This is a genomic window from Shewanella putrefaciens (assembly GCF_016406305.1).
Classification (GTDB): domain Bacteria; phylum Pseudomonadota; class Gammaproteobacteria; order Enterobacterales; family Shewanellaceae; genus Shewanella; species Shewanella putrefaciens_C.
Window position 1 is genome coordinate 1642431 of the sequence record NZ_CP066369.1, and the last position, 11848, is coordinate 1654278.

7 protein-coding genes are annotated in these 11848 nt (G+C 43.4%); 2 read left to right on the forward strand and 5 right to left on the reverse strand.

Features of this window, described 5'->3' with window-relative positions; genetic code table 11:
- Positions 1–508: 508 nt before the first annotated feature.
- Complete coding sequence (locus JFT56_RS07045; RefSeq protein ID WP_198782965.1) at positions 509–1012, reverse strand: lactoylglutathione lyase family protein; 504 nt, start codon at positions 1010–1012, stop codon at positions 509–511.
- Positions 1013–1210: 198 nt separating this feature from the next.
- Here JFT56_RS07045 and JFT56_RS07050 point away from each other — a divergent pair, with 198 nt between their 5' ends.
- The gene (locus tag JFT56_RS07050; RefSeq protein ID WP_233095575.1) at positions 1211–2158 is read left to right on the forward strand and encodes a LysR family transcriptional regulator; all 948 of its coding nucleotides are present in this window, start codon (positions 1211–1213) and stop codon (positions 2156–2158) included.
- Between the two features lie 6 nt (positions 2159–2164).
- Here the strand turns inward: JFT56_RS07050 and JFT56_RS07055 are convergent, their stop codons facing one another.
- Positions 2165–2539, reverse strand: coding sequence for a hypothetical protein (locus JFT56_RS07055; protein WP_198782966.1), 375 nt, complete (start codon positions 2537–2539; stop codon positions 2165–2167).
- 551 nt (positions 2540–3090) lie between these two features.
- Here JFT56_RS07055 and JFT56_RS07060 point away from each other — a divergent pair.
- Entirely contained in the window at positions 3091–6669 is a 3579-nt protein-coding gene (locus JFT56_RS07060) for an SIR2 family protein (protein WP_198782967.1), read from the forward strand.
- 555 nt (positions 6670–7224) lie between these two features.
- On the opposite strand, the gene panP is transcribed toward JFT56_RS07060, so the two are convergent.
- The 3 genes from panP to JFT56_RS07075 form a co-directional block, all read right to left on the reverse strand.
- Complete coding sequence (gene panP / locus JFT56_RS07065) at positions 7225–8874, reverse strand: pyridoxal-dependent aspartate 1-decarboxylase PanP (RefSeq protein ID WP_198782968.1); 1650 nt, start codon at positions 8872–8874, stop codon at positions 7225–7227.
- 243 nt (positions 8875–9117) lie between these two features.
- A complete protein-coding gene (locus JFT56_RS07070) occupies positions 9118–10302 on the reverse strand; it encodes a glycerate kinase (RefSeq protein WP_198782969.1) in 1185 nt (394 codons plus the stop codon).
- Positions 10303–10384: 82 nt separating this feature from the next.
- Positions 10385–11743, reverse strand: a complete 1359-nt coding sequence (locus tag JFT56_RS07075) for a GntP family permease (protein WP_198782970.1) — start codon at positions 11741–11743, stop codon at positions 10385–10387.
- Positions 11744–11848 lie beyond the last annotated feature (105 nt).

Here is an 11848-nt window from a genome sequence, read left to right on the forward strand (position 1 = left end):
ACACTATCAATTTCTATTTTCAAGTCGGCATATCAGGGTGAAAATTCACTTTTAGCCTTAAAAATATGTGGATGTCCTCACTCTTCTTATCACTCTTCAGTTCCTTGTTATTCAAGACTAAAACAACGTCGTGGGGCTTCACCCCACACCCGACCAAGGAGGACTGCTCGTCCTATCCTCCTTGGATGCTCCAAGACGCCCCCAACGGAGTTGAAAGCCCCTTGGGCATTTAGCGTCCTTATGCTATCGCGTCAGACGCTCGTCCCTGATTCGACTGACGCTATCTCGGCATCCATGCCTCGCTCACGCAACGAACACAAATGCCCTGCGGCAACTCCGAGGGGAAGGTGAACTCCTGTAGTTTTGGTGTTGATTGTGAATCTCAAAAGGGTACTGCTGTTCCAAAAGACTTCTGCCTGTCCTATCTTTTATTAAAGACTTCTGCCTGTCCTATCTTTTCTTGTTAGCCTTAAAAATATGTGGATGTCCTCACTCTTTATCTTTTCAATTACTTGTATGCGCCGCTGGCGTAATGCAATTCGTAGCTGTGACTGTATATTTCTAAAATATTGCCAAAGGGATCTTCCATGTAAATCATGCGGTAAGGTTTTTCGCCCGGATAGTAATAACGGGGAGCCTTCATGCGTTTTTTACCGCCTGCCGCTACAATTTTTTCGGCTAATTCTTCCACGTTCGGATCTTGTACGCAGAAATGGAAGATACCCGTTTTCCAGTATTCAAAATTGTTCTCTGGGTTGACTTGATTGGCAAATTGAAACAATTCGACCCCAATTCTATCGCCCGTTGATAAGTGGGCAATTTTGAACGAACCCCAATTGGGTCCAAAGACATCAGTACACATTTGTCCGATTGCCGAGTCGTCTTCGACGATTTCTGTCGGTTCCATAATGAGATACCACCCGAGGACTTCGGTGTAGAATTTTACCGCAGCGTCTAAATCGGGTACTGAAATACCAATATGGGAAAAGGTACGTGGATAAGGTTGATTCATGGTGACTCCTCATAAGTAAACTGTGATTGTCAGCTAAAACCAGTGCTGAGTTTGTGGTACTGCCGATTGAATGAGCTCAGTTTACTGTGGGAAAGTTGTAATTAAAAATTATCAATAATTCTAATGTTGATAATTTAAAATTATCATAATATGTTTTTTGTAGCTACACTCATCGTTTAACAATGACTGTCTGGGACTATGATGCTAAATCAACAATGGCTAATGACTTTTATGACCTTGGTTGAGGTGGGGCATTTTACCCGTACAGCCCATAAACTCTTTATGACCCAGCCTGGTGTCAGTCAGCACATTAAAAAGCTAGAGCAGCAGGTCGGTGCGCCATTATTGCAACGAATAGGTAAGCGTTTTGAATTAACTCCCGCGGGTGAGCTCCTTTATCGTTATGCCCGCCAGCGAGCAGTTGATGAAACTCAGCTACTGAGTCAGTTGCAAACCGACCATGAATATGTGGGCGATTGTCGTTTTGGTTGCTCAGGTGCGGTTGCGAGTTTGCTTTATCCGCATTTTCTTGAGTATCAGATACAACACTCTGGGCTGACGGTCACTATGGAGGCTGCACCGAATAAACGAATTTTGGCAGCCATTCTAGATAACCAGTTAGATATCGGCATTGTCACTCGGGTAGATGATGGAGTTGAACTGAATTATGAGGCGATAGGTTATGCGTCTTTGTCGTTAGTATTACCCAGTCAGTATCGAAGCAAAGTGGTAGATATAGCGTTGTTAAATCGCATTGGTTTTATTAATCACCCTGATGGTGAATATTATTTGCAGCAAGTATTACAAACTAACTTCCAAGACTTGTCTGAGGGCACAGCTACAACGACAGCGGCAGCTCAAGATTTTCACAAACAATCACTTAAAATTGCACCTATTCGCTGCGCAGGATATGTGAATCAACTTAGCCAAATTTTATTACCTGTATCGAAAGGCTTAGGCTTTACCGTTCTGCCACAAAGTACAGTGGATGCCTTTATTGCACAGGAAAGTTTATGGTCTGTAAGGTTAGTGCAATCGGTGCGTGAACCACATTACCTTGTTTATAAGTCACATAGAACACTGCCGAGGCGTTACCATGGCTTTATTAATCTAATTGGCCAATTAATGGGTAAGCCAGTTGAATAATTGTCTTTAAATGTAAGTCGCTGAATAAATTAACAATAAAGATAGTGGGATGGAAAGTAGCCCGATAAAACGGAATTTATTGTTGAAGTAGTGCGCCGACCATAGGGCAAACTTTCTATGCAATCTGGGTGGCGTGAGCGCCAATCCTACTCCGACGCAAATTAAGACAATACCTATTGCAAAAATGGCCTGCGGAAACCGAGTGTCGGCTGCATAAATGATAAAAATTAAACCCGCAATCATTCGGCTAACCACTTCCACAATATGGAAATAGGGCTGCTCGCTGAATGCAATAATGCCCTTAGAGAAAGACTCAGGTCTTACCGCCATCACTAGGCTTAATAACAACATCACTAGTCCAAAAGCTGCAATAAAGTACATAGTGATCCTTAATATAGCGATGCTTTGATGTTGAAACTATAAATCCAGCGCCACAATTAAGCACTCTCATTCCAGTGATACGCCCTGCTTAAATCATAAAAAGTCATCCTTGAGGGCTCGACGGCGGCATCTGCTGCATATGGATGTGCGAATGCCGCGGCCACATGGTCAATTGTGTTCCCGACATAATAGTGACATTCCCCATATCCCTATGGGTCAGATGTGAAAGAGCGGCCATGCCGTCAACGGTCACTTCCATGAGCGTGCTTAATTTCGTTAATCCCTGTGTATCTTTTAGCCAGTTTCCACACTATCAATTTCTATTTTCAAGTCGGCATATCAGGGCAAAAATTCACTTTTAGCCTTAAAAATATGTGGATGTCCTCACTCTTCTATGCTGAGACTCACGCAATTTTTCTATTCGCCCTGCGGCAACTCCGAGGGGAGGTGTATTCTGTTACTTCGGAGTAAATTGTTAATCCTAAGATATTCAAGCCTATCCTATTTTTTCGTGATATATTCAAGTTAATCATCAGGTTTGGAAATTCACCATGTCACAAATATCATCTAACCATTTCCTCAAAAAAGCCATAGAAAATCACACTCTAATTCCATTGGTTGGTGCTGGTGTATCCATGTCAATTAAAAATATAAATGGTGATAGGGTTTTTCCGAGCTGGAAAGAGTTATTGCAAAGAGCTACCGAGAAATTACAGCCTGATATTGCCAAACTAGTAAACCAAGCGGTAGATGCTGGGATGTTATTAGACGCAGCTGAAGAAGCAAAAAAACATCTCAGAGGTGATAGTTGGTTCAAATTTCTCGAATCTCAATTTGATCCTGATTTGAATAGTCTAGAGCAAAGCAGCTTTGATTTGCCAGCTGCATTATGGAAACTTAGCAGTCGAGTTATGACATTGAATTACGACAGAGTACTAGACCATGCTTCGGGAGTGTCTAATCTTAAAAGAATAACAAACTCATCTAATGCTACGTTAAATGCATTTCGCTCGCCGGCAGATCAAAAAATGATTTGGCATCTACATGGTCATATAGATGAGCCTGAAAAACTCATTTTGACTTTTGATAGTTATAAAGATTTTTACGTGAATAAGAATGAATACGAACCTGCGATGCAAGTTCTGCAATCAATACTTGCGACTCAGAGCCTATTATTTGTGGGATGTAGCCTTAATGATGCGGATTTACTTGCGGAGCTGAGTAAACAGTATGAATTATTTTCTGGTAATACTGCGGTACATTTTGCTCTCGTGCATCAAGATGACGAACCTCTTATTAGGATGAAACTTAGAAACTTAAAAAACATTGAAATACTTACTTTTTCAGATTTTGGACAGCCTTTAATTGACACTGTAAATGAAATCGCATCATTGAAAACAGTAAAAAATCAGCTAGAAAATATGATCGTTCATCAACCTTCAGCTGCAATAGTAAACAAACCACAAATAGCCTATCTAAGTGCAAAACCATTTGGCCTAACTTTAGGTGCCTTTGATGCTGTTGAAAAAGAACTTAAGAAAAAGCCGCCATATGACATTGATAGCTTTACTCTTTCTTTAGAAAACTTACAGTCACTAAGTGACTTTAACTACCTAGTTCTGGCTTGTCACATAAAAAATGACAAACTCATCATTGAAAATGAATGGTGTGGTAGCGAGCGGGTTTCACTTGAACAGCTAGAAGAAAATCTCGATCTCGATGAGCTGAAAGGTATTATCATTATTTGTGATCAACTACCATCACAAGATGCTTTAAAATATGTTAATCTCCCGATCATATTTATCCCTGAACTATTGTCAGTTAATAATTTAAACAATCTTTGGTTCCAGCTATTCAAAAAACAATCATATCTTACACCCGAAAAAAATTGCATCATATGTAATGCTAGTCAATTTGATCTAGGTGAAAAAGTTAAATCATTTGATGGTAAGAGTCCTCTAAAAAAACTCAAGCTCCCAACTGAATTGTCTAAAGATGAAGTAGCTAAGTTCATTGGTCGTAAGCAGGATATTGAAGAGGCTAGTCGTAAGCTTTTTGAAGCAAAGGCGCAAAATGAATGTCTAACCATTCTTGGAGCAGGAGGTTTGGGGAAAACTTCTTTAGTAAAAAAACTTGCATATGAATATAACGAACGAAATCTGTTTGATTGTGGAATTTTCTTTATAGACTGTGAGCATTTAACCAGTTATCAACAGTTTCATCGTCATATTGCTGGCGCATTTGAATTAGCAGATTCGGTTGATGTTATTGAACATGTCAGTGAAAACCCTGAATTTAGGCATGGCGAGCGCCTTATCATTATCGATAACGCAGAAAGTTTACTGTTACTGAGCGAAAAAAACAAAATTCTCCATCTGCTTGGCAGAGTAAATGAGCTCGCGACTCTTATTGTTACTAGTAGAGAAAGTCTTGATATTCCTTCAGAATCGACCTACCAATTGCGAGATTTTGTCGCAGATGAAGCTTTTGAACTTTTTGAAAGCAAGGCTAAAAGACAGTTTTTAACTGAAGAAGCATTATTTTTAAAAGAACATATTTTGAAAGAATATCTAGATCATAATCCTCTTGCTATTTCATTAGTATCTAGCGCTATGATCAGAGGTAAAAATTTAGAAGAATTAAGGGATGATTTAAAAGAAAACTTCTTTGAACTAACACGAAAAGACCAAGGTAGTTCAATAAATCCAGAAGATAGAAATATTGATCGTAGAAGTTCTATTTACAATAGTATCGATTACTCTTATAAGCATCTTGCACTACAATCAAAAGAAGCGCTAATCAAACTTTCATATTTCCCAGATGGTATTGATCTGGTTAATTTTAAGAAATTAACAGAGCAAGATGCCAAGTCAAAAGGTAAGGCTCCAATTAAAGATGTAACAATTAAGGCGTTGCAAGATAAATCCTTAGTGCAAACTAGCCAACACTATATTCGCTTACATCCGCTCGTTGCCCGTTTTGCTAAAAGCAAAGTGAATCCAGAAGATGAAGCAACTTACTTGCAGACTATTTTTGAATTTCAGCTTAGTTTTGTAAAGTCGTTGGCATTATTAGGTCGTGATTATAATTTAGATAAACAAGTGTTGGCGAAAAAAATTGCAAACACGCAAATAAATAACTTTTGCTTTATGTTGGAGAAACTTTCGCCGAATTTTAATGAACAAGATATTGCTGACTACTATGGGAGTTTATCGTCTTTACTTGGCAGACTGGAAATATATCAAGATTTGTATGATGCACTTACGCTATCTGTAGAGCGATTTAAAAATAATACTGCACTATATCGACTCATTAATATCGGTCGCTTAAGTAATGAGTACTACTTAGGTAATTTTAATTTAGCTTATTTGAAACTACATGATTTATTGCCAGTTAAAAACTGGCTAGCTCTTGATTATAACAATAATATTGAAAGAGCTACTTTTGTTGCTGCATCAGCAATATACGGGAATGAAGGTATGGAGATAGAGGAGGCCATTTATTATAAAAAGCATGGTATTAAAGACAGATGTTATGATTCAGCACTAAGAAATATTGGAGTTCTTAGCCAGAAATGGGCTCAAGTGTGTATGAAAAATGCTGAGTCACTCTATGTGAAATGGACAATGAGCGAGTTGACGCTTGAAGAGTTAAATGATTATTTTGAACATATGCACCCTAAAGCTCATATCCAAATTGCAGTAACACTGACACTAAAAGCCAAGTTGACTCGTCTTAATAAAGACGAAATTAGTAAATTAGTTGTTGTTAACCCTTATACGCAGGGTGTTAAGTACTTGTTAGGTGCTATGAGTGCAGAAAATACCGCTGAAGCTAAAAAGTTATTTAAACAAGCTTTACCTGAGCTTAAACATATCAAGTTTGCTTATACAGAAGCGCTACTGGAATATGCAACTTGGTTAGATACTCAAGGAGATTCTGAATTTGAGACTGTTTATAACGAAGGATTAGCATCTGCAAGACAGTACCATTATCGTTTTTTACAACATGGCTTTTTACAAATCAAAATGGATACTAAGATCGCCTACAACGAAGCCGACTACCCACTACCAGACGATGAGGATTTTAGCTCTTACATTAAGCAACTTATAGGGTATTGTGAAAAATAAAATAAGCTTAAGTAGCGCTACAGTCGCGATAAATTACCGTCTACAGTAGATTATAAGTTCCGTAAATCGCCATTTATGGCGGCAATAATACACTGTAGTGCTGTTTCTCAAGTAGAAGATTGAATACGCCTAAACCCTTAATGGCCGTTCTTCACAGATAATCTATATCTATAATGGAATGTCGCTACTTAGTGAGAAGAATCATTCACGATATAAGTTTGAGATTTTAGTTTCCACATGCTACAGATTACGCATAATGTTAGCTAAGGCGAATTCAACTGCTGACGTGACCTTCGATGACATGGATGTCATCGTAGAGCCGCCATGGATGGCTTCACGGCGAGTCACGGAAGCAGTTGAATTCGGCGTACAAACGAGTGACATATTAAGTGTTTAATCATATGCAGGTTGCTAGGACGGAGTAATTTTGTCTCTTTAACGTGCAGCTAATTCATTGTCTAATAGCAAAACAGCCGCAAAAATCTTTGCGGCTGTTTTGCTATTAGAAACTTTTTATCTGAAAGCCGCTATTTGAAACTCATCATCCCAAACTTGCTATTCAGCAACCATTGCCAATAACGCAGGTAAAAACTCGTTATCTAATGCGGCGATTTCGCTTTGTTCGACCAGCACTTGATTGAGAATGTCATGGCTGGTGAGGGGGTTAGCGAGCACTACGCGAAACACCACGGTCGCTTGCCTAAAGTAGCGGGCAGGCTGAATGCGGGTGCGGGAGACGAAGGATTTTCCCTGTTCGCGTTGGTGCTTTTGAATAAACTGGGTGAGACCATCGAGCAGCTCATTAAAGCGCGCAAGTTTTGCCGTATCTGCTTGCTCACAGGCAAGCTGCATGGCGGCTTGCACTTTAGCGGGAACATAACGATAGGTTAGCAGGCAAAGCTCTGGCTCAGTAACCAGCTCAAAATCCTGATGGGTTTTGATTTGTTCGGCAAAATAGCGGGCTTTTTCAAGGCTATTATTGATTAAGATTTCATAGCCATCGCGGCCGATAATCTGCAAGCAAGCGTGCACTAACATCGCCATGCCGGGGCGTGAACCTTCCAGCGTTTGACTGCCGAGATCCTTTGAACCGCGGCGCAGAATATATTCGGCGTGGTGGGCAATGGCGTGGGCGAACTCAGGGTCTTTAAATAACACCATGCCCGCGCCCATGGGCACATACATTTGTTTGTGTGCATCGATAGTGACAGAGTCAGCAAGCTCGATACCTGCGAGTAAGTGGCGGTATTTATTGGATAATAAACTCGCGCCGCCCCAGGCTGCATCCACATGGAAATGACAATTTAACTCTGTTGCCAGTGCCGCTAACTCAATCAGCGGGTCAACATTACCTGTCTCAGTAGTGCCAGCCACGCCAACAATCGCTAATACTTTGATGTTTTTATTAGCAAGTTCAAGGGCCGCTTGGCGCATTTGGGCCACATCGACCTTGTTATCGCTGCCCGTGGGAATGCTGATGATATTGTCGCGGCCAATGCCAAGCAGATCGACGGCTTTGCCCAGCGAATAATGGCCTCGCTCCGAGACTAAAATCGCTAAATCATCATAACCATAATGACGCAGTGCCTTGAGTAAGCCTTCGCGGCTGACACCCTTAAAATCGCCATCCGCCTTCAATAACTGGTTACGGGCAATCCACAACGCCGTGATATTGGCGACCGTACCACCGGAGCAAAAGGCGCCGAGGGAATGATTGGCGCTGTGCATCCAGCTTTGATAAAAATCCGTGTCTTGGGCGTAAATCAAATGGTGCATCATACCGAGCACTTGGCGCTCAAGGGGCGTAAATGCCTTTGAGGTTTCGATTTTGACCAGATTTTGATTCAGTCCCACCATCATTTTCGACAGCGGCAACACAAAATAGGGCAGTGCCGACGTCATATGGCCGATAAAACTCGGCGCCGCAGTATGCACCGAATGGGCCACCAGATTTTGCATGATTTCGTCGGTGTAATCGGAGACAAAACGCGGCTGAGTTGGGATCTCAAAGGCTTGAAAATCGGTTTCAATTTCCGATAACGGCTTTTCGAGCGCGGCAATGCTGTCACCCAAAAAGCCTGCTAAATCCTCGGAAAGCTTCTGCTCGATAATACTTAAGGTCGATTCTGCATCTTCCGGCACAGTAAATATGCGCATTAGGCTTTCTTCAGATGCCGTGGCTTGGCGAGGGAGTTTTTGGGTCATGGGGCTTGCCGTCTATTAATTCTTATAGTGAAACCGCAAATTTGTTCAAAGAGTATAACCAAATCAGTGACTCTCGAAAGCAATCAAGGCGGATTACCAAAAAGGGAGCTCACTTTACTGCAAGGCCTTTTAGGCATCAAGCATTAAAATATCAAGCTCTCAAATATAACGCAGGCACGGCGGAGGAGTTAAAAACAAGGCGCCATTTGGGCGCCTTTGCTCGATTTCCCCTCAGCCTTATGGCTAAGGTTTACCTAACATCAGTACCGCACCGATATTTCGGGCGGTATTACAAAGATTTAGCTTGGCATTGGCCAGCACATCCTCAAGCGGACTTAAGTGCGGGATGATAGGGAAAATAGCCGACATGCCTTGATCCAGAATGGCATTGGCGTTTTCACCTAGGCAGCCCGCAATACCGATAGTGGGAATGCCCTGCAGCTTGGCTTGCTTTAACACGCCCATCGGGGTTTTGCCAAATACGGTTTGACCATCGATGCGGCCTTCACCTGTGATCACTAGATTGGCGCCGCGAATTTTGTCAGCAAGGCCAACGGTTTGCATTACAATCTCGACACCGGGTTTAAGCTCGGCATTTAAAAAAGCCATCACGCCAAGGCCCATACCGCCCGCGGCCCCCGCGCCAGCTTGCCCACGGTGATCGGCAATGCCAGTTTGGACTATGATATCGGCGTAGTGGGCAAGGGCCGTATCGAGCTGCTTAACCATCTCGGGTGTCGCGCCCTTTTGCGGACCAAAAATCGCCGAAGCACCACGCTCGCCGCACAATGGATTGTCAACATCGCAGGCGACTTCGAAGGTGCATTGACTCAGGAGTGGATGGGCGTTGGTGATATCGATACGGGCTAGATTGGCCAGCACCGCGCCGCCAGAAGGCAAGGTTTTACCTTGGCTATCGAGCAATAAAATATCCAGCGCCTGGGCCATACCCGCACCGCCATCGTTGGTGGCACTGCCGCCTAAGCCCAAAATAATGTGCTTTATTCCCCGATTAAGCGCATCACAAATCAGCTCACCCGTACCATAACTGGTGGTGAGCAGCGGATTTCGTTGCTCCCTTGGCACATGGTGCAGCCCTGAGGCAGAAGCCATTTCAATCACGGCAATGGCTGCATGGTTTGCATGAGTCGCCGCGCTACCATTTGAACAATCGCCGAGGATACCGCCAAGGATGCCATAGTGCGCCTGGACTCTATTTCCAAGTGGGCCCATGACCTCTAAATTGACTATGCTGCCGCCCGTAGCATCGACCATAGACTGCACTGTGCCTTCGCCGCCATCGGCAACGGGAATTTTGACTATTTCGCAGTCGGGGATCACTTGCCTTAAGCCCTGTTCAATCGCGTTGGCAACTTCGAGTGCGCTTAAACTTTCTTTAAAGGAGTCGGGGGCGATAACTATTTTCATTAAAAATCCTACAACTAAATGGGCGCGGTATGCGCCCAAGGACACAATATCGAATCAAGGTCAAATCAAGGTCAAATCAATATTAGAGCAAGACTAAGCTCAGCACATACACAGTCACCATGGCGGTAACACCTTGGATCAGCGTCGCCATAGTTTGTGCCTTATAGGCTTGCTTGACGCTCATGCGGCTAAATTGGGTCACGACCCAGAAGAAGCTGTCATTGGCGTGGGAAACCGTCATAGCGCCAGCACCAATCGCCATTACCGTTAATACTCGGCCCATATCGCTACCAAGGCCAATATCGCCCAGCATAGGCGCAACCAGTGCCGAGGTTGCGACTAAGGCCACAGTCGATGAGCCTTGGGCTGATTTAAGCGCCGCGGCAACGATAAAAGGCATAAAGATACCGACCCCGAGTGCCGACAGTGAAGTGCCTAAAAAGTCACCAATAGGTGTGGCTTTTAAGACTGCACCAAAGGCGCCGCCTGCACCTGTGATCAAAATAATCGGCGCTGCCGCGACTAAACCTTGGCTAATGCGTTCGCTAAATTCACTGATCTTATTCTCACCCTTTAACAGCAGCAGGGATAAAAATAGTCCAATCATCAGGGCATTAACGGGTTGGCCGAGGAACACGAGCGCGTCAAACAACCCTTCTTTACCCAAAGGCGCTGAGGGGAAGTTAGCGATAGAACCTAAACAAATTAATACGATAGGCACAAAAATCGGCGCGAAGGCTTTGAGTGGGCTGGGCAGAGTGCCATAGCTTTTCTTTAGGGTGTCATAGTCATTGGCCTGTGCTTTTAGCTCCTCTGCGCCTTCACCATCGGGCTCAACATCGGCAAAACGGTTCGCCCATAACATGCCCGCTAAGGAGGCTACGGCGGCGACAAATAGGCCCACGCCGATCACTAAACCTAAATTAGACTCTAAACCTAAGTTACCCGCGGCGGCGATAGGGCCAGGTGTTGGCGGCACAAAGGTGTGTGTAGCGTAAAGCCCAGTGGCTAAGGCCACACTCATGGAGACGCTGGAGACCTTCATGCGGTTCGCCATCGATTGTTTGAGCGAGTTTAAGATCACAAAGCCCGAGTCACAGAATACGGGGATAGAAACGAGGTAACCGATAATCGACATAGTGAGCGTCGGGAAGCGTTGACCCAATAGTTTGATCACTACGTCGGCCATGGTAATGGCGGCGCCGCTCTTTTCGAGAATAATTCCGATAATAGTCCCGAGCACGATCACAAGGCCGATATAACCTAAAATATTGCCAAAGCCCGTGGTAATGGTTTTGGCTATTTCACCGCTTGGCAAACCATAGGCGAAGGCCGCGATAAAGGCGGCCAGAATTAAGGTTAAAAAGGGGTGGAGTTTAAATTTTGAGGTCGCGATAACAATAAATGCAATCACGCCGATAAGAATAAGCACTAAGTTCATAGTTTGTCCCGTTCAGTTCTTGGCTGAAGTTTTTGAGTAAGTTTCTTTAGTGAGTTTTGACGGATATTGTAGGGCGCAGTGTTGATTTGGGCCTGAACCCAAATG

What these genes read in the sequence shown, in the direction of transcription:
- JFT56_RS07045 (WP_198782965.1), bottom strand. Translation starts at nt 1,012, where the DNA reads ATGAATCAACCTTATCCACGTACCTTTTCCCATATTGGTATTTCAGTA.
- JFT56_RS07050 (WP_233095575.1), top strand. Translation starts at nt 1,211, where the DNA reads ATGATGCTAAATCAACAATGGCTAATGACTTTTATGACCTTGGTTGAG.
- JFT56_RS07055 (WP_198782966.1), bottom strand. Translation starts at nt 2,539, where the DNA reads ATGTACTTTATTGCAGCTTTTGGACTAGTGATGTTGTTATTAAGCCTA.
- JFT56_RS07060 (WP_198782967.1), top strand. Translation starts at nt 3,091, where the DNA reads ATGTCACAAATATCATCTAACCATTTCCTCAAAAAAGCCATAGAAAAT.
- panP (WP_198782968.1), bottom strand. Translation starts at nt 8,874, where the DNA reads ATGACCCAAAAACTCCCTCGCCAAGCCACGGCATCTGAAGAAAGCCTA.
- JFT56_RS07070 (WP_198782969.1), bottom strand. Translation starts at nt 10,302, where the DNA reads ATGAAAATAGTTATCGCCCCCGACTCCTTTAAAGAAAGTTTAAGCGCA.
- JFT56_RS07075 (WP_198782970.1), bottom strand. Translation starts at nt 11,743, where the DNA reads ATGAACTTAGTGCTTATTCTTATCGGCGTGATTGCATTTATTGTTATC.